The following is a 16,890-nucleotide window of genomic DNA, read 5'->3' as shown; positions in this document are numbered from 1 at the left end:
GGCGGGCGGGGAATGGGCGGGCCGGGAAAGGGCGGGCTGGGAACGGGCGGGCAGGCCTGCTCGCTGTGGGAACCGGCGTCGCGCAACCAGTGGCCGTTGATCGGCACGGCGTTCGGTGTCGGGGCCATGTCGGGCTTCTTCGGAATCGGCGGCGGCTTCCTGATCGTCCCCGGACTGGTGTTCGCGACCGGCATGCCGATGATCTGCGCGATCGGCTCCTCGCTGCTCGCCGTTGGCGCCTTCGGCCTCACCACCGCCATCAGCTATGGCGCGTCGGGCCTCGTCGACTGGGTGGTGGCCGCGGAATACATCGTGGGCGGCTTCGTGGGCGGCGCGCTGGGCATGGCCTTGACCCGAAGGCTCGCCGGCCGCAAGGCGATGCTGAACAAGGTGTTCGCCGGCTTCGTCTTCGTCGTCGCCGCCTATATGCTGTATCGAGGCTGAAGCGCCCCCCGTCAGCCCCACCCTCGTCAGCCCAGCCCCCGCCAGCCTTGTCCCGTCAGCCTTGTCCCGTCAGCCTTGTCCCTTCCGCCTTGTCCCTTCAGGGAATCGCCGTGGTGAACAGGTACACCCCGAAGATGACCAGGTGGATCATGCCCTGAAGCCCGATCGTCCGGCCGGTCCCCAGAGACAGCGTCGACACCAGCAACGACAGGCCCAGCAGGATCGTCTCCCGCAGGTCCAGCCCCAGGACCAGCGTCCAGCCCGTTGCGATCGAAATCGCCGCCACCGCCGGGATCGTCAGCCCGATGGACGCCATCGCCGACCCCAGCGCCAGGTTCAGGCTGGTCTGCAGCCGGTTGGCCCGCGCCGCCTTCAGCGCGGCGATACTCTCGGGCAGCAGCACGATCACCGCGATGATCACGCCGACCAGCGCCTTGGGCGCGTTGGCGCGATCGACCCCGGCCTCGATCGACGGCGCCAGCATCTTCGCGAGCAGGACCACCGCGACCAGGCTCACGACCATCAGCCCCGCGCTCACTGCCGTTTCCGCCCCGCTCGGCGTGTGATCGGCGGCCGCGTGAAACGACCCCCCATCCGGCAGGAAGTAGTCCCTGTGGCGGACGGTCTGCACCAGCACGAACGCGGCATAGAGCAGCAGGGAGGCGACAGCGACAAAGCCAAGCTGGCTCATGGAATAGCTGGGGCCCGGCGTGGTGACCGTCGCGTTCGGCAGGACAAGCGTGATGACGGAGATCGCCGCCAGCGCCGCCAGCGTCGCGTTCACGCCGTACAGCCCGAATGACTGCTCGCCGTGCCGGATCCCGCCGACCAGCAGGCAGATTCCCACCATCCCGTTCAGGATGATCATGACGGACGCGAACACCGTGTCGCGCGCCAGCGACGCCGTGGCTTCGCCGCCGCTGAGCATCAGGGAGACGATCAGCGCCACCTCGATGATCGTCACGGCCAGCGCCAGCAACAGGGTGCCGAACGGTTCGCCTACCTTATGGGCCACGACCTCGGCGTGATGCACCGCCGCCAGGACGCAGCCGATCATGCTGACGCCTTCCAGCACCAGCAGCACCGGATGGTGGCTCAGCTTCGCCGCCGCCAGCATCGCCCAGCCCACCAGCGGAACGAGCCAGGTCCACGGAACAAGGCGAACTCGAAGCATCAGTCTTTGAATCCTTGCAGGCGTCATCAAGCGGCGCGACCGGCATAGCACGTCCCGGCGGCGAGGCGTACATGACCGTCGCGGGGCCAGGCCCGGATGACGCGACGGCCCACGCAACGCGGACCGGCACGGGGCGTTCTTTCCGGCGAAGGAGTTTCGCCATGTCCTACGTGTTCCCCATCTTCGGCGCCGGCGTGGCGCTGGCCGGCGGCGACAAGCTTTACGGGCTGACCGGCTATCGCAGGCTGTTCAACCGTCTGGGCTGGTCGCGCTGCGCCGTGGAGGCGCTCGGCGTGGCGGAAGTCGCCGGCGGGCTGCTGCTGGTGCCCCGCGCGACGAGGGGCCTCGGCGGCGCGGTGCTGCTGGCCGCCTCGGCGGTGGTGCTCGCCAATGAGTGGCGGCATGGCGACGTGAAGCTCGCCGCGCCCCGCGGCCTTCTGCTGGCGATGGCTGCCGCCGCCATGCTGACCCCGGCCCGCCCGCTCGCCCGGCGTGCGGCATCGCCCGGCTGACTGCCGTGCGGCCGCGCCTGACCGACGCGCCGCGGCGGCCCGCTATTGCTTCGCAGGCTCCGAGTCGCTTTTGACCGCGGCGTCCGGGGCCGGTTGCGGTGCGGGGGCAGCATCGCTCTTCTCAGGCGCCGACGGCATCGACGGCGGGGCGACGTCGCCCTTGACCGCCGCATCCGCCGCCGGGTGCCGGTCCGACACGACCTCCGGCCGGACCGGCGCGCTCCGTTCGATCGCGCCGCGCATCGGGATGAAGAACACGCCGATGTCGCGCCGCGAGTGGATCTTGCCCTCGGCGTCCTTTGTATAGACGTACAGCACCTGGCCGCGCTTGAACGGCTGGCCGATGGGGATGATCATCCGCCCGCCGGGCTTGAGCTGCTTGAACAGGTCGGGCGGCGCGAAGGTCGCGGCGCAGGTGACGATGATGATGTCGAACCCGCCCTGGACCTCGGGCCAGCCGTAATACCCGTCCCCGACCCTTGTATGGACATTGTCGTAGCCCAGCGGCGTGAAGATGTGGGAAACGGCCTTGCCCAGCGGCTCGATGATCTCGATGGAATAGGCGGTCTTGACGATGCGCGACAGCAGGCTGGACTGGAAGCCGCTGCCGGTGCCGATCTCCAGCGTGACCTCGCCGGGCGCCGGCTTGCAGATCTGGGTCATGTAGGCTTGGCCCAGGTAATCCGACAACGCGGAGCCATAGCCGATCGCCCAGGGCTTCGGCGTCGCTTCATAGGCATCGCCCGGCTCCGCGCGGCGCGCGGCGTAATCGTAATGGAAATATTCGCGGGGAACCGCCTGGAATGCCGCCATGACGGCGGGATCGGCGGCGCCGAAATGCGTCTTCAGGTATTGCTCGATCAGCTTCATGGCCGCCGGCTTGCGCTTCTGGATGGCATCGAACTGCGAGTCCGTCAGGCTGACCGGCCGTCCGGATTCGCGCATCGCCTGCTCATAGGCCGCCTTCGTCCAGGCCGGCGCGGCCGCCGCCCTGGCAAGGGCGGGGACCAAGGACGCCGTGGCGGACGCGATCACTCCGCGGCGTGTGATGGTGCTGCGATCTCTTGCCAAACCCTTGTCTTCCTCATTGCCGGAAAAGTGAGCCACGCTGTGCCATAAAGCGCCGCGGAACACAAAAGAACCCAACTGAAACCAGCCTCGCGCGCGATCAGGTTGGCAAGCGGCGTCGCCACCACCGAGAACGCCCCGTTCAGGCCCCAGGCCCAGGGGAGGAACCCGGTCGAGCCCGCCTGGCCCAGCCCCAGCGGGAACGGCATCCCCAGGCAGATCGAGGCCGGCGCGATCACCATCAGCAGCAGCCCCACCCGAGTCGCCATGCTCCATTCCATCGTCGCAAGCATCACCGGCTGCAGCAGGACATAGACCCCCGCGCACCAGGCGAGCACGACCAGGACGGCGATTCCCACGCCGGCGCGCGGCCAGGCGGTCATGCGGTCGCTCAACAGGCTGCCGAGGCCGGAGAACACCAGCATCCCGGTCAGCACCACGGCGAAGCTGCTGATGCGGTCGCCGAACCAGAAGCTCGCTTTCTCGATCAGATAGATTTCGATGAACAGGAACCCCAGCGCCAGCGCCGGGAAGTAGATCACCGAACGCAGCAGCCCGGCGCGCGGCACGCGGATCCGTTTCGGTGCCAGTACGGGCACCAGCAGCACCAGCACCGCGATCACCGCCGCCTGCGCCAGCACCGCGACGTTGACCAGCGCCCCGATTTCCTGCTGCGGCAGGATCTCCAGGCGCTTGAGGATGGTGCCCAGCCTGTCCAGGCGCAGCACGGCATAGAAGAACGGGCGGTCGAGGGTGATCGGGCTGAGGTTGAACTGACGGTCCGACGTCGTCGGCTGCCCGCTCAGTTCCGCCTTCGCCTCATCGGCGATGGCGTCGTCGGGGCCGCTGGCGGTCACCTCGCCCTTGTCGAAGGACACCGCCGGCAAGTCGTTATACAGGTCCGCCCGCGCCTTCGCGGCGTCGAAGCCCGGATACCAGACGATGTCGAAGGACCGGTCGTCGCAGAATGTCCGAGCCTCGGCGATGCGTTGGGGGGACCAGGCATCGCGGGTGATGAGGATGCGGACGTCCCAGGCAGACCGATAGGCCAGGACATGGCCGGGCACATCGGTGATCCCCATCGACAGCAGCGCCGAACGGACGGTCGACAGCATGCGCAAGGCATAGACGGGGAAATCGCGGATCGAGACCGGGATTGAAACGATCCCGTTCGGCGCCAGCATCCGCATGTAGCCGACCAGCGCCTCCTTGCTGAAGGCCGTCGCATTGGTCTCGGCCGCGTCGAGGAAGTCGGACGACACGTCGATCACGTCGTAGACGTTGGCGCGGGTATCGGCGAGCGGCGAGAGGTTCGTCACCTTCAGGTCGGGCCGGATCTCGGCCCCCGGCACCGCGCCCATGCCGGACCGCAGGATCCGGTACAACTCCGGCTCCGGCTCCAGGACCCGGACCTGGGACGCCGCCAGCCGCCTGACCTCCGCCGGGCGGAACCCGCCGGACCCGCCGATCAGCATCGTGCGCGCATGCGGGATCATCAGATACGGCAGCGCATCGAGCGCGGCCCCGGCATACCCGGTGTCGATCGGACCCGGCATCGGCAGCGACGCGATGCGGTTGCCGTCCTTGTACAGGCCGAAGCTGCGCGGCGGCCCGGGAATGCCCATCATGCCGGCGTTGTTGGAGATATCGGTGTCGACGCGTTCGGTGAAATCGTCGAGCAGTTGATACTCGCCGCGCGGCGAGACGATGCTGGCCAGGACCTTGGCGTCCGGCGTGTGCAGCGGGGCGTAGATCGCCTTGAACTCGTTGTAGGCGGCCTGCGGACCGAACACCATCAGCGCCTCGCACGCGACCAGCGCCAGCACCGCCGCGCCGCCCGAGACGCGCCGGTACGGGTTGCGCGCCAGCGGCCCGGCCAGGGCGAGCGGCAGCAGCAGGAACGGCACCAGGTGGAACCCCTGGACGACGTACATCAGCGCCAGGATGCCGGCGGCGCCCGCCCCCGCGCCCGCGAGGTCGGCGGCATAGACCGGTCCGATCCGGTCCGAATAGCGGATGAAGCTCAGCCCGATGAACAGGCCGGCAAGGAAGAAGAACGGCAGCAGCGCGGCATAGTACCCGGCGATGTTCCAAAGCTGGTCCGCCCAGGTCACCGGATTCTGCAGTTGCAGCGGATTGAACGGATTGACGATGGTGAAGTGGTAGCCAAGCGCGGCGGCGATCACCAGCACCGGCGGCAGGGCGGCGAACAGCCGGTCCGCCCGCCGCGCCAGCGCGTCGCGCCACAGTGCCAGGGCAACGCCGCTGAAGGCGAAGCCGACCATCACCATCGAAATGACCCAGTAGCCGTATTCGGACCATTTCGCGATCGCGAAATAGCGGGTCAACGCGGTTTCATAGCCAACGGTCGCGAAGGAAACCAGAAACAGCGGCAGCAGGTTCACGGCCAGACTTTCTGACGCAGGAACTGGATCAGGCCGGCGTTGAAGCGGGGGGCGTCATCGATGAACAGGGCATGGCCCGCATCCGCGAACACCTCCATCTCCGTATCGGGTCGTTTCCGTAACAGGTTCTCCCCCTGCGCCAGCCAAGTCGGCCGGATGCAATACAGTAAAGGCACGGAGGTCGCATAGACGGCCTCGCGCCAATATGTCCGCGGCACCGGATACGCCAGCAGCAGCCGGCTGGCGAATTCCGGCGTGCGCAGCGTCGCCGCCGTCAGCCGGGTGAGGTACGCTTGCGGCTGGCGGCGATGGAACATCCCCGCGACGAAACGATACATGAAGGCCGCGTGATCGAGCGGCGGGCCGCGATGCGCCACCCTGGCGGCAGGCGAAGGCGTCGGCGGCGGTTCCTCGCCCACCGAATTGTCCACCAGCACAAGCCCGGCGACCCCGCGATCGCCGGTGACATGGATCATCGCCAGCGTATCCAGCACACCCAGCGACCAGGCGACGACGACCGCCGGAGCGGTGTCGAGGTGGTCCAGCAGTTCGCGGATGTCGCGCCCGCGGCGCGTCGGTTCATATCCTTCGGCCGGCACGGCGGATTCCCCCTGCCCGCGCGGGTCGAAGGCGATCGTGTGATAACGCGCGGAGAGGGCGTCAAGCTGCGCCATCCAGATCCAAGCGGGCATGGTCCATCCGGGAATGAACACGACCGTGTGCGGATGGTTCGCCCCGCCCTCCAGATAATGCAGCCGCACGCCATCGCTCGTCACGAAATACCGGTCCGCATACCGGCCCCGGATCGGCGTGCTGGGACGGCATGCCTCGCTGGAGGCTGCGGTGTGGCCCGGCAGCACCGGCCTGCCCTTCTGGCAGTCCACCCCGTGCGGGGCGGCGACCGCGTGCCTGGCCTGCGTGCGGGAAGGATAGGCGAACGCCGGACCGGTCAGCGCCTGCGCCAGCAGTTGCGAACAGAGCAGGCAGACCAGGACGAGCGCTCGGACCATACCCTGGTGGACAGCGCCGAATCAGCCTCTGTCAACACAAATCGCCGACCGTGTCCCGGGGGTTGCAGCGCGGGTTTGCGGGACGGGCCACAAAAGGGGGGAACCCGGGCAACCCGTCGTCAGATCATCAGGTAGACGACGAGCCCTATCACCATCCAGATCGGGATCGACAACGCCATGGCGATCAGGATGCCCCGCATGGGCGCATGCAGATCGGGGGGCGCGACGTCCGTGCTGGGGAAACCTTCGTCTGACGCCGGGAGGTCGTGAGGTTCGGCGAAGCCGGTTGCCATGAAGGTCTCCTTGAGGGAGACCACTTTATCCTGAACTACCTTTGGTAACTCAAAGAAATTTTAATCTACTGGTGGTTGTAAACTGATCACAAAACCGTGATCACCCTTCGACCCTCAGGCGGAGCCCGTGCTACCGAAACCGCCCGACCCGCGACTCGTGTCTTCCAGCGACTCGACCTCCACCCATTGCCCGCGTACCACCGGCGCCAGCACCGCCTGGGCGATGCGCATGCCGCGCGTGACGGTGAACGGCTCCTGCCCCAGGTTGATGACGATGACCTGGACCTCGCCCCGGTAATCCTCATCGATCGTGCCGGGCGTGTTCGGCAGCATGATCCCGTGGCGCAGCGCGAGGCCGGACCGGGGGCGGACCTGGAGTTCATGACCCTCCGGCAGGGCGATTGTCAGGCCCGTGGGGATCAGCGCCCGCTGGCCGGGGGCGATGGCGACCGGATCGCCGACGGCGGCCAGAAGGTCCATCCCGGCGGCGCCGTCGGTGGCATAGGCAGGCAGCGGCAGGTCCCGCGCGTGCGGCAGGCGCTTCACTTTGATCGGTAACAGCATGATGACACAGTGCGGTCCGCCCGCCGGTCAGGGCAAGGGGGCTTGCATATTTGCCCGCCGTCAAAAAAATAAGGGCCGAGGCCGATTTGCCCTGGCGCGAGGGCGGCCATCCGACGAGCGACTGTCATCGAACCTTCATCAAACTGCAATCTTCGTTTCACAGCCCGCGCCTAGGTTGCCGCCGCCCCGGACCGGCAAGACGCCAACCGACTCCGATACGATCCGGGCCAGAACAGACTCCGAAGGAGGTTTATCAATGAAATTCGCCACAACGGCCTTGGCCCTTGGCCTGGCCGGCTTTGCCGTCGCCGCGACGACGGGCGCCGCATCGGCTCAGCAGATCACCGGTGCGGGCTCCACGTTCGCCGCGCCGATCTATGCGAAGTGGGGCGACGCCTCCAGCGCGAAGACCGGCATCAAGCTGAACTACCAGGCCATCGGGTCCGGCGCCGGCATCAACCAGGTCAACAACCGCACGGTCGATTTCGGCGCGTCCGACATGCCGCTGCAGGGCCCTGACCTGACCCAGCACAAGCTGATGCAGTTCCCGACGGTGATCGGCGGCGTCGACATCATCGTCAACCTGCCCGGCATCAAGCCGAACGAGCTGAAGCTGACCGGCCCGATCCTGGCCGACATCTACATGGGCACCATCACCAAGTGGAACGATCCGAAGATCGCCGCGGTGAACCCCGGCCTGAAGCTGCCCAGCCTGGCAGTCGCGCCGGTGCACCGCGCTGACGGGTCGGGCACGACGTTCGTGTTCACCGACTACCTGGGCAAGCAGAGCCCGGAATGGGCGTCGAAGGTCGGCGCTTCGACCTCCGTCGCCTGGCCGGTCGGCCAGGGCGCGAAGGGCAGCGACGGCGTCGCCGGTTCGGTCAAGCAGATCCCCGGCGGCATCGGCTATGACGAAAGCGCCTATGCCACGCAGAACCACCTGACGACGGCGCTGCTGAAGAACAAGGCCGGCAAGTTCGTCGCCCCGACGATGGAAGCGTTCGAGGCCGCCGCCGCCAACGCCGACTGGTCGAAGGTCCAGAACTTCGCCATCAACCTGAACGACGAGCCGGGCGCCGCAAGCTGGCCGATCGAGTCCGCGACGTTCGTGCTGCTGCCGCTGGACCCGAAGGACGCCAACCAGAGCGCGTCGGTGAAGAAGTTCTTCGATTGGGGCTTCACCAACGGCGACACCATCGCCAAGGACCTGCTCTACATTCCGCTGCCCAAGAAGGTCCAGGAATCGATCCGCGCGGCCTGGAAGTCCGTCCCGGGCACGATGTGATCGCCTGAGCCGAACGACCGGCCGGTCCCGCGATCGCCTCGCCGGACCGGCTTCTCCCAAAGGACCGTATACACGTGCAACAAGCCGTCGCCGCTCCCTCGCTTCCGACCGCATCGCTGATGCGGGGACGGTCCCGTCCGGGTGACGGGATTTTCGCGTTCGCCGTCCGTGCCGCCGGCGTCCTGGTGCTGCTGGTGCTGGGGAGCCTGATCCTGTCGCTGCTGATCGGCGGCCTGCCCGCGCTGCGCCGGTTCGGCGTCGGCTTCCTGTTTTCCGCGGCTTGGGACCCGGTGCACCAGATCTTCGGCGCCGCCGTGCCCGTCGTCGGCACCCTGGTCACCGCCGTGCTGGCGCTGCTGCTCGCCGTGCCGATCGCCTTCGGCATCGCCTTCTACCTGACCGAACTCGCGCCCGGCTGGCTGCGCCGCCCGGTGGGGATCGCGATCGAACTGCTGGCCGCCGTGCCGTCCATCATCTACGGCATGTGGGGCTTCTTCGTGATCGTCCCGCTGATGTCGCAGTATTTCGAGCCGACGCTGATCAATGCGTTCGACGGCATCCCGGTCCTGCAGGACGTCTTCGCCGGTCCGCCCTTCGGCACCGGCGTCTTCACCGCCGCCCTGGTGCTGACGGTGATGGTCGTCCCCTTCATCGCCGCGACGATGCGCGACGTGTTCGAGACGGTGCCGCCCGTCTTCAAGGAATCCGCCTATGGCGTCGGCTGCACGACCTGGGAGGTCATGCGGTCGATCGTGCTGCCCTATACCCGCGCCTCGGTCATCGGCGGCATCATGCTGGGGCTGGGCCGAGCGCTGGGTGAGACGATGGCGGTGACGTTCGTGATCGGGAACGCGAACCATATCTCGCCGAACCTGTTCGCCTCGGGGAACACCATCGCGTCCCTGGTGGCGCTGGAGTTTCCGGAAAGCCCGGCGGGCAGCCTGAAGCTGTCCTCCCTGCTGGCGCTGGGCCTGATCCTGTTCGTGATCTCCTTCATCGTCCTGGCGATTTCGCGCAGCCTGCTGCGCCCGCGCCTGAAAGTCTGACCGTCACATGAGCGCGACCGTCGCTTCCGCCGTTCCCGGCCCCGCCAAGAACGCCAGAGTGGCCCTGATGCTGGGCCGCCGCCGGCACCGGGTGAACACGATCGTCAAGCTGTTCTGCATCCTGGCCACCATCCTCGGCCTGGTTCTGCTGGGCTCGATCCTGTTCACCTTGGTCTGGCGCGGCATGGCCGGCCTGTCGCTGGTGGTGTTCACCACCTCCACCAAGCCGCCAGGATCGAACGGCGGGTTGCTGAACGCGATCGTGGGCACCCTGATCCAGACCGCCGCGGGCACCGTCATCGGCACGCCGATCGGGCTGATGGTCGGCACCTACCTGGCGGAATACGGCCGCGACTCGCCGCTCGCCGGCGCGGTGCGGTTCGTCTCCGACGTGCTGCTGTCGGCGCCGTCGATCCTGATCGGGCTGTTCGTCTATGCGATCGTCGTCGAGCCGTTCGGCGGCTTCTCGGGCTTCGCCGGCTGCGTCGCGCTGGCGGTGATCGTCGTCCCGATCGTGGTGCGCACGACCGAGGACATGCTGCGCCTGATCAGCCCCGCGCTGCGGGAGGCCGCGATCGGCCTCGGCGCGCCGAAATGGAAGGTGATCGTCCTGATCTGCTACCGTTCGGCGATGGACGGCATCGTGACCGGCGTCCTGCTGGCGATCGCGCGCATCGCGGGCGAGACGGCGCCGCTCTTGTTCACCAGCCTGGGCAACCTCAACTGGTCGATCTCCATGACCCAGCCCATGGCCAGCCTGCCCGTCACCATCTACCAATACGCCGGGTCGGCGTTCGACGATTGGGTCCAACTCGCCTGGGTCGGCGCGCTGCTGATCACCCTGGGCGTTCTTGCCATCAATATCGGGGCCCGGCTTCTGCTGAACCGGGGAAAATGAGGACAGAATGAGTTCAACCGCTGAACCCAGCCAGGCGCAAGCGAACGGTCAATCCGCAAGCTTTGGCGGCGTGCAGGCGCGGGCGAGCGCCCATATCAACCAGCCGCGCATCGCCGTGCGCAACCTCGATTTCTACTATGGCGACCACAAGGCGCTGAAGGGGATCCAGCTCGATTTGCCGGAACGGCAGGTCACCGGCATGATCGGCCCGTCCGGCTGCGGCAAGTCCACGCTGCTGCGGGTGCTGAACCGGATGTACGACCTCTATCCCGGCCAGCGGGCAGAGGGTGAGGTCATGATGGACGGCGTCAACCTGATCGATCCCAAGATCGACCTGAACGCGCTGCGCGCGCGGATCGGGATGGTGTTCCAGAAGCCGACGCCGTTCCCGATGTCGATCTACGACAACATCGCCTTCGGCGTGAAGTTGCATGAGAGACTTTCCAAGGCGGCGATGGACGAACGCGTCGAATGGTCGCTGACCCGGGCGGCGTTGTGGGCGGAGGTGAACGACCGCCTGCACACCTCGGCGACCGGATTGTCGGGCGGCCAGCAGCAGCGCCTGTGCATCGCGCGCACCATCGCCGTGCGGCCCGAGGTCATCCTGCTCGACGAGCCGACCAGCGCGCTGGACCCGATCAGCACCCTGAAGATCGAAGAGCTGATCGACGAGCTGAAGCACGATTTCACCATCGCGATCGTCACCCACAACATGCAGCAGGCGGCACGCTGCGCCGACCAGGTGGCGTTCTTCTACCTGGGCGAGATGGTGGAATGCGCCCCTGCGGCGGAGATCTTCACCTCCCCCAAACAGAAGCGCACGCAGGAATACGTCACCGGCCGGTTTGGCTGAGAAACGAGGTACCGCAGTCATGGCTGACACACAGGAACACCTGGTCAAGAGTTTCGATAACGACCTGAAGAAGCTGCGCGACATGCTGACCGAGATGGGCGGCATCGTGGAGAACCAGCTTGCCATGGCCGCCCAGGCGATCCTGGACCGCGATTCGACGGCGGCGACCGCGGTGGTCAGCGACGATCCGAAAGTCGACGCGCTGGAACGCGACATCGAGGCCTTCGTCATCCGCATGCTGGCGCTGCGCCAGCCGATGGCGGCGGACCTGCGCATGATCGTCGCGGCCTTGAAGATCACCGGCGATATCGAGCGCATCGGCGACTACGCCGCCAACGTCGCCAAGCGCAGCATCGTCCTCGGCCAGTTCTCCTTCCCCTACTCGCTGGCGGGCGTCGCGCACATGGCGCACCTGGTGCAGGACCAGTTGAAGTCGATCATCGACGCGCTGGGCACCAGCGACAGCGAGAAGGCCGTCGAGGTATGGCGGTCGGACCGCGTCGTCGACGACATCTACAACGCGCTGTTCCGCGAGCTGATCACCTACATGATGGAAGATCCGCGCAACATCACGCCGTGTACACATTTGTTGTTCATCGCCAAGAACCTCGAGCGAATCGGCGACCACGCCACTAATATCGCCGAGACGGTCTACTATGCCGTGGAAGGCGAAGTGCTTCCGGACATGCGACCCAAGGGCGACTCCTCCGCCTATGCCGTGGTTCGCCCGAAGGAATAAGCAGGGAAGATCACAGCGATGCTCGACAGCGCGTCCACCCTGACCAAGCCCCTCGTCCTTGTGGTCGAGGACGAAGCGCCACTCGCGACCATGCTGCGCTACAACCTGGAAAAGCAGGGCTTCCGGGTCGAGGAAGCGGCCGATGGGCAAGAGGCATTGACCCGGATTTCCGAAGCCCAGCCCGACCTTGTGCTGCTGGACTGGATGCTGCCCGCGATGTCGGGGATCGAGGTCTGCCGCCAGATCCGCCGCCGCCCCGCCACGCGCGACCTGCCGGTGATCATGGTGACCGCCCGGACCGAGGACCAGGATGCCGTGCGCGCGCTGAACACCGGCGCCGACGACTACATCACCAAGCCCTTCAACCTCGAGGCCCTCCTCGCTCGGATGCGGGCCTTGTTACGGCGCAGTAACGCCGTGCCGGTGAAGGGACAACTGACGTTCCACGATATCGAGATGGACCTCGCGTCGCATCGTATCACACGAAATGAACGGCGCGTTCACCTGGGTCCGACGGAATTCCGCCTGCTGGAATTCCTGATGCAGCATCCGCGCCGGGTGTTCTCGCGCGAGGAGCTGCTGGACGCCGTCTGGGGTCCGGACATCCATGTGGAGCCGCGGACGGTCGACGTGCATATCCGCCGGCTGCGGAAGTCGCTGAACGGACCGGACGAACTGGACGTCGTGCGGACCGTGCGCACCGCGGGGTATGCGCTGGATACCGAACCGCTGTAACCTCCCGGGCGCGAACCGCCTGACCAGGAGGAAAGACCATGGATGCCGACGCCAAGAAGACCGCGCTGCGGATGATCCCCTACGGGATTTACGTGCTGACCGCCGATGACGGCAAAGGCAATATCGGCGCGGCGACGGTCAATTGGGTCACGCAAGGCTCCTTCGCGCCGCCGCTGGTCGTCGTCGGCGTCAAGGCGGACTCGGGCGCGCATACCGTCGTCAAGGGCACCGGACGCTTCGCGCTGAACATGCTGTCGAAGGACCAGAAAGGACTGGCCTTCACCTTCTTCAAGCCCGCCAAGCTGGAAGACGGCAAGATCTCCGGCCAGGCCTTCCATGCCGGCGCGAACGGGACCCCGATCCTGGATGCGGCGATCGCCGCCGTGGAATGTTCGGTGAAGCAGATCGTCGAGATGGGCGACCACCACATCGTCGTCGCCGAGGTGACCGAGGCGCACCTGCCGAAACCCATCGAAGGCCGGCCTGACGCCGCCATCCTGGAAATGAAGGACCTGGGCGAAACCGTCTTCTACGGCGGCTAGGGCGCGACGACCGAAGGCGGAACCGCCGCCGGTCTGAATCGCGCGATCAAGCAAGGACCTGACGCATGACGACCGGGCGCATGACGACCGGGCGCATGACGACCGGGCGACAGCGAGGTCGTCCTGCGCCAGGACAGCGTCAAGCCGTCACGGCCTCCACCGAACGGCAGACGGCCGGGTCCAGCAGGGCGGCAAGCTCCGCCTCGTGCTCATAGTCCGGCATCAGCCGCGCGATCGCGGCGTCGCGCCGGGCGGCGGGGTGGAAGTAGACCTCGCTATCGCCGTCCGGCAGGTGGTCGAGCAGACGCCGGACCCGGTCGGTGGTCATGTGCCCCGACCACGCCAGGCCAAAGCAATGGTCGTTCACCGAGACCCCTGCCCGTTCGGCCTGCCGGCGCAGCAGCCGGGTCCAGGCGAACAGGGCCTTGGCCCCGGCGCCGACCGTCTCGCCGCAGGCCTGCATCACCGCAGGCGGCTCCGCCGGCACGCGGATGCGGCGCAGGCCATAGTCGCGCCCGATCCGCAGCAGCATCGCGCCCACCGTCGGGTGCAGGTGCATGTGCTTGTGGGCGTTGACGTGATCCAGCGTCAGGCCGGTACGAGCGAACGCGTCGAACTGGGCGCGGATTTCGGCTTCGAGTTGGCGGCGGATCGCAGGGCGGAAGAAGTAGTTGACGCCGAGACCAAGCTGGTCGGAGGGAAACTGCCCGTCGGCGCCGACCAGGTCCGGGATGGCGCCGGGTGGCAGGACGGCCGGGCCTTCGATGACCACCAGATGCAGCCCGACCCGGAGACCGGGGTTCGCCCGCGCGATGCGGACCGCCTCCGACGCCGCCGGCGCCGCGACCATCAGGCTGGCGGCATGAAGGCAGCCGGCCCGGTGCGCCTGCTCGACCGCCGCGTTGACCGCGCCGGTCAGGCCGAAATCGTCGGCGGTGGTGGTGATGCGTTTCATCATCCAACCGTCATGGCCGGGCGCGTCCCGGCCATCCACGCTTCACCGGCGGCGAGCGCGTGGCCGGGACACGCCCGGCCAAGACGGGAGCGGCCGCTGTGCCGGGGAGATGCCCCGACAACGCACGCCCTATGCCGCGTTGTGCCGCTCCCGCAGGAACTGGAAGAACTCCACCCCTTCCCGCAGCCGGCGCTTCATCATCTGCGGGCTGCGCACCATCTCGCCGACGATCGAGGCGATCTTCGGCGCGCGGAAATAGAAGCGCTTATAGAACGTCTCGACATTGTCGAAGATCTCGGTGTGCGACAGGTGCGGATAGTGCAGCGGCGCGATCTGGATGCCGCTGTCGTCCACCAGTTCCGCGTGGTCGGCGTCGAGCCAGCCGTTCTCCACCGCCTGCTTGTGCAGGAACGTGCCGGGATAGGGCGCGGCCAGGGACACCTGGATCGTGTGCGGGTTGATGTCGGTGGCGAACCTGATCGTCTCCTCGATCGTCTCTTTCGTCTCGCCCGGCAGGCCCAGGATGAAGGTGCCGTGGATCTTGATGCCCAGGTCGTGGCAGTCCTGGGTGAACTTGCGCGCGACCTCGATCCGCATGCCCTTCTTGATGTTGTGCAGGATCTTCTGGTTCCCGCTCTCGTAGCCGACCAGCAGCAGGCGCAGGCCGTTGTCCTTCAGCACCTTCAGCGTCTCGCGCGGCACGTTCGCCTTGGCGTTGCACGACCAGGTGACGCCCATCTTGCCGAGTTCCCTGGCGATCGCCTCGGCGCGCGGCGCGTTGTCGGTGAAGGTGTCGTCGTCGAAGAAGAACTCCCGCACCTGGGGGAACATCTGCTTCGCCAGCCGGATCTCCTCGGCCACGTGGCCGGGCGAGCGCACCCGGTAGCGGTGCCCGCCGACCGTCTGCGGCCACAGGCAGAACGTGCAGTGCGACTTGCAGCCGCGTCCCGTGTAAAGCGAGACATACGGGTGCATCAGGTAGCCGATGAAGTAATCCTCGATCCGCAGGTCGCGCTTGTAGACCTCGGTGACGAAGGGAAGCTGGTCCATGTCCTCCAGCGTCGCGCGGTCCTTGTTGTGGATGATCACGCCCGCGCCGTTGCGGTAGGAGATGCCGTCGATCGTGCCCCAGTCCCGGCCCTCGGCGACTTCCTTGATGGTGAAGTCGAACTCGTTGCGCGCGACGAAGTCGATGACGCCGCCCTGCGCCAGGCTCTCGGCCGGCTGCACGGCCACCTTGGCGCCGACGAAGCCGATCTTCAGCGACGGGTTCGCGGCCTTCAGCGTCTCCGCCACCTTCACGTCCGAGGCGAAGGACGGGGTGGAGGTGTGGATGATGCACAGCTCGTAATCGCGCGCCTGGGCGGTGACGGTGGGCAGGCCGATGCGCGCCGGGGGCGCGTCGATCAGCTTGCTGTTCGGCACCAGCGCCGCCGGCTGGGCGAGCCAGGTCGGGAACCAGAAGGATTTGATCTCCCGCTTCGCCTGATAGCGGGAACCGGCGCCGCCATCGAACCCGTCAAAGGAGGGCGGATGCAGGAACAGGGTCTTCATCATCGTGGTCTGATATCCTCGGTCGTGCCCGTATTCGGGTCACCCACTCTGGGGTCGCGAGAGTCATGAGATCGTGCCGGCGTATCGGCATGCAAGGCGTGGCCCCGCCAGTCAACCTGCCGGCCCCCATAGCTGGCCAGCAGAACGATGACGGACAAGACGTCTCGGATGGGCAAAAGCCCCAGCGGACAGGAAAAAGCAAGAACAGACTCGCCGCCGCCGCGCCAGAGCCGCGCCAGGGCGCGATCCCCCCACCACGCCGCCGCCGCGCGCAGCAGCCATGCGATCAGGAACGCCGCCAGGGACCAGCGTCCGAATCCGTCCAGCAGCACCGCCAGCAAGGCCCAGAACAGCGGATACTGCAGCACCGATGCCGCGAACCCCGCCGGCTCCAGCGCGCGGATCGTCCGCGCCCACCGCAGCTCGTGCCGGAACAGCGCCCGCGGGTCGGTCTCGGGCACCGTCGTCAGCACCAGCGTGTCGGCCAGCGCCACGGCCAGGCCCAGGCCCTTGATCCGCCGCCCCAGCACGTTGTCGTCCGCCAGGTGATCGACCAGCGCCTCCAGCCCGCCGATCCGCGCCAGGTCGGCGCGGCGCAGGCACATCGTCGCGCCGAGGCAGTCGCTGCGTCCCAGCCGGCGCGACAGCAGGGCGCCGGGCAGGAACCCGCTGGTGATCTGCGCCGCACCCAGCCGCGCCACCCAGTTGGCCGAGGCCGGCAGGCCCGCGTACAGCGTGGTCACCAGGCCGACGCCCGGCTGTTCCAGCGCCATCAGCAGGCTTTCCAGGTAATCCGGCCTGACATGCACGTCC

The 16,890-nt window shown here is 67.3% G+C and carries 18 protein-coding genes; 9 read left to right on the top strand and 9 right to left on the bottom strand.

The genetic code is table 11. The annotated features are described in order from the left end of the window. Positions 1-444 (top strand): sulfite exporter TauE/SafE family protein (locus VHB27_RS12000; RefSeq protein ID WP_325600632.1); only part of this gene is annotated, 444 nt, incomplete at its 5' end. 97 nt (positions 445-541) lie between these two features. On the opposite strand, the gene VHB27_RS11995 is transcribed toward VHB27_RS12000, so the two are convergent. Further along, positions 542-1,618, bottom strand: coding sequence for a calcium:proton antiporter (locus tag VHB27_RS11995; protein WP_325600630.1), 1,077 nt, complete (start codon positions 1,616-1,618; stop codon positions 542-544). Between the two features lie 161 nt (positions 1,619-1,779). Between VHB27_RS11995 and VHB27_RS11990 the strand changes: the two genes are divergently transcribed. Next, entirely contained in the window at positions 1,780-2,130 is a 351-nt protein-coding gene (locus tag VHB27_RS11990; protein ID WP_325600628.1) for a hypothetical protein, read from the top strand. Positions 2,131-2,172: 42 nt separating this feature from the next. Here VHB27_RS11990 and VHB27_RS11985 read toward each other — a convergent pair whose 3' ends face one another. From VHB27_RS11985 to dut, 5 genes are all read right to left on the bottom strand, one after another. After that, complete coding sequence (locus tag VHB27_RS11985; RefSeq protein WP_325600626.1) at positions 2,173-3,201, bottom strand: protein-L-isoaspartate O-methyltransferase family protein; 1,029 nt, start codon at positions 3,199-3,201, stop codon at positions 2,173-2,175. Beyond that, positions 3,162-5,603 carry a hypothetical protein gene (locus VHB27_RS11980; protein ID WP_325600624.1) on the bottom strand — a complete coding sequence of 814 codons (2,442 nt, stop codon included), beginning with the start codon at positions 5,601-5,603 and terminating at the stop codon, positions 3,162-3,164. The genes VHB27_RS11985 and VHB27_RS11980 overlap by 40 nt, the downstream gene beginning before the upstream one ends. Then, positions 5,600-6,613 (bottom strand): alpha/beta fold hydrolase, encoded by a 1,014-nt coding sequence (locus tag VHB27_RS11975; protein WP_325600622.1) that lies wholly within the window; start codon positions 6,611-6,613, stop codon positions 5,600-5,602. Before VHB27_RS11975 ends, VHB27_RS11980 begins: the two co-directional genes overlap by 4 nt. 119 nt (positions 6,614-6,732) lie before the next feature. After that, positions 6,733-6,906 carry a hypothetical protein gene (locus tag VHB27_RS11970; protein ID WP_325600620.1) on the bottom strand — a complete coding sequence of 58 codons (174 nt, stop codon included), beginning with the start codon at positions 6,904-6,906 and terminating at the stop codon, positions 6,733-6,735. Between the two features lie 114 nt (positions 6,907-7,020). Further along, positions 7,021-7,470, bottom strand: a complete 450-nt coding sequence (gene dut / locus VHB27_RS11965; protein ID WP_325600618.1) for a dUTP diphosphatase — start codon at positions 7,468-7,470, stop codon at positions 7,021-7,023. A gap of 256 nt (positions 7,471-7,726) precedes the next feature. Between dut and pstS the strand changes: the two genes are divergently transcribed. The 7 genes from pstS to VHB27_RS11930 all read left to right on the top strand — a co-directional run bounded on the left by pstS (position 7,727) and on the right by VHB27_RS11930 (position 13,568). Continuing rightward, complete coding sequence (gene pstS, locus VHB27_RS11960; protein ID WP_325600616.1) at positions 7,727-8,755, top strand: phosphate ABC transporter substrate-binding protein PstS; 1,029 nt, start codon at positions 7,727-7,729, stop codon at positions 8,753-8,755. A 68-nt stretch (positions 8,756-8,823) separates the two neighbouring features. Next, positions 8,824-9,801 (top strand): phosphate ABC transporter permease subunit PstC, encoded by a 978-nt coding sequence (gene pstC, locus VHB27_RS11955; RefSeq protein WP_408903994.1) that lies wholly within the window; start codon positions 8,824-8,826, stop codon positions 9,799-9,801. Positions 9,802-9,808: 7 nt separating this feature from the next. Beyond that, positions 9,809-10,699 carry a phosphate ABC transporter permease PstA gene (gene pstA / locus VHB27_RS11950; RefSeq protein WP_408903993.1) on the top strand — a complete coding sequence of 297 codons (891 nt, stop codon included), beginning with the start codon at positions 9,809-9,811 and terminating at the stop codon, positions 10,697-10,699. 7 nt (positions 10,700-10,706) lie between these two features. Further along, entirely contained in the window at positions 10,707-11,552 is an 846-nt protein-coding gene (pstB, locus tag VHB27_RS11945; RefSeq protein WP_325600614.1) for a phosphate ABC transporter ATP-binding protein PstB, read from the top strand. A 19-nt stretch (positions 11,553-11,571) separates the two neighbouring features. Next, positions 11,572-12,291, top strand: a complete 720-nt coding sequence (gene phoU / locus VHB27_RS11940) for a phosphate signaling complex protein PhoU (RefSeq protein ID WP_325600612.1) — start codon at positions 11,572-11,574, stop codon at positions 12,289-12,291. A gap of 18 nt (positions 12,292-12,309) precedes the next feature. Continuing rightward, the gene (gene phoB / locus VHB27_RS11935; RefSeq protein WP_325600610.1) at positions 12,310-13,026 is read left to right on the top strand and encodes a phosphate regulon transcriptional regulator PhoB; all 717 of its coding nucleotides are present in this window, start codon (positions 12,310-12,312) and stop codon (positions 13,024-13,026) included. A 38-nt stretch (positions 13,027-13,064) separates the two neighbouring features. Beyond that, positions 13,065-13,568 (top strand): flavin reductase family protein, encoded by a 504-nt coding sequence (locus tag VHB27_RS11930; RefSeq protein ID WP_325600608.1) that lies wholly within the window; start codon positions 13,065-13,067, stop codon positions 13,566-13,568. 139 nt (positions 13,569-13,707) lie between these two features. On the opposite strand, the gene hpnK is transcribed toward VHB27_RS11930, so the two are convergent. From hpnK to VHB27_RS11915, 3 genes are all read right to left on the bottom strand, one after another. After that, a complete protein-coding gene (hpnK, locus tag VHB27_RS11925) occupies positions 13,708-14,523 on the bottom strand; it encodes a hopanoid biosynthesis-associated protein HpnK (protein ID WP_325600634.1) in 816 nt (271 codons plus the stop codon). A 129-nt stretch (positions 14,524-14,652) separates the two neighbouring features. Beyond that, complete coding sequence (hpnJ, locus tag VHB27_RS11920; RefSeq protein WP_325600606.1) at positions 14,653-16,080, bottom strand: hopanoid biosynthesis associated radical SAM protein HpnJ; 1,428 nt, start codon at positions 16,078-16,080, stop codon at positions 14,653-14,655. Further along, on the bottom strand, positions 16,077-16,890 hold an 814-nt coding region (locus VHB27_RS11915; RefSeq protein WP_325600603.1), incomplete at its 5' end, for a glycosyltransferase. The genes VHB27_RS11915 and hpnJ, both read right to left, overlap by 4 nt.

Source organism: Rhodopila sp. (assembly GCF_035548235.1).
GTDB lineage: Bacteria > Pseudomonadota > Alphaproteobacteria > Acetobacterales > Acetobacteraceae > Rhodopila.
Note: the sequence above shows the minus strand (reverse complement) of the source record. Positions and strands in the feature narration are given on the sequence as shown.